A 1,110-nucleotide genomic window follows, 5' to 3' on the forward strand; every position below is an offset into this window, starting at 1 on the left:
TTATGCCTTCTAGTTACCAAATCATTGGCATTGGCGCGATTTTTGTTGGACTATTGTATAGCTTATTCCCTCGTTATCAGCTGAAAATTTAACCAGACAACGATACGATGAGGATATATTTTGACTGAGCCAACAGCAATGCTGTTGGCTCAGTCTGAAGATAAACGCTGTTCTAGGTCGTCAATGCCTCGCCTTCTCGGAGTCGAGTACCATCTGTACACTCACCTCAAAGGCTCGTGTTTCCTACTATAACAACGTTTCTTTTCAGTCAAGTCATCTTGTAACCAAAGTTACTTGAACTAACGTTCAAAGTAAAACCAGTTTAATTCGACTTTGTCTACAATCTGAGCCAACAGCAATGCTGTTGGCTTTTTTTTATGCTTAGTTTTCACTATCATTTTAAATTTCAGCGTGAGGTTAACACTCATCCTTGCCCAAATGAACGCCGGTCGTTTCGGAATGAAACACTCAATTGCAATGTCATCACTAGGCATCGGTAACCTCTCATAGCAATGACACTTGTTTTTTCATCTTATCCCCCCTCTTTTTTATTGTATTCATCAACATTAGAAAGCGCTAGATAGCAGACGGGGTTAGTTATTGTTTTAGCTTCATAAGAGGTAATATTTACACCATTGGTATGACGAGGCATTAGTTCAGGTAATGTTGGTAAAATAAAAAAACAAAAAGCAATACATGCTACATTAAGAAAAACAAAGTAAAGCAGTTGTTTTTTCATGTTATCCTCCATTCACAGTTTTAAGATAGCTTAACCAATATGATAAATCCTAAGCTAAATATACCTAGAACTTACATGTACAGACTAATAATCATTTCATTAAAATAGAGAAATCCATGTAATCTGCAACGGTAAGAGATAATTTTCTATTCCATCACTTCAGATTAATTTGTACAAAGCTATAGTGCTACTTTGACCATTCTAATGGTATTTTCACTGGGGGCGAATTGTATAATCAAGTTAGCCACCTGAATTTATAAAAAAAGTGCCTTAGCGAAAAATCATGTATTATTGAGGTTACGACACCAAACAATAAAGGATGATTTTGCTATGACACTCATAAAGAATAACACATTTAAAACAAAACATAC

The 1,110-nt window shown here is 35.5% G+C and carries 1 protein-coding gene; it reads right to left on the reverse strand.

Features of this window, described 5'->3' with window-relative positions:
• Window positions 1-532 precede the first annotated feature (532 nt).
• Window positions 533-739 carry a hypothetical protein gene (locus BCAMP_RS11225; RefSeq protein WP_035315674.1) on the reverse strand — a complete coding sequence of 69 codons (207 nt, stop codon included), beginning with the start codon at window positions 737-739 and terminating at the stop codon, window positions 533-535.
• Window positions 740-1,110: the final 371 nt, after the last annotated feature.

It is taken from the genome of Brochothrix campestris FSL F6-1037, from assembly GCF_000525915.1.
Taxonomy (GTDB): Bacteria; Bacillota; Bacilli; order Lactobacillales; family Listeriaceae; genus Brochothrix; species Brochothrix campestris.

What these genes read in the sequence shown, in the direction of transcription:
- BCAMP_RS11225 (WP_035315674.1), bottom strand. Translation starts at nt 739, where the DNA reads ATGAAAAAACAACTGCTTTACTTTGTTTTTCTTAATGTAGCATGTATT.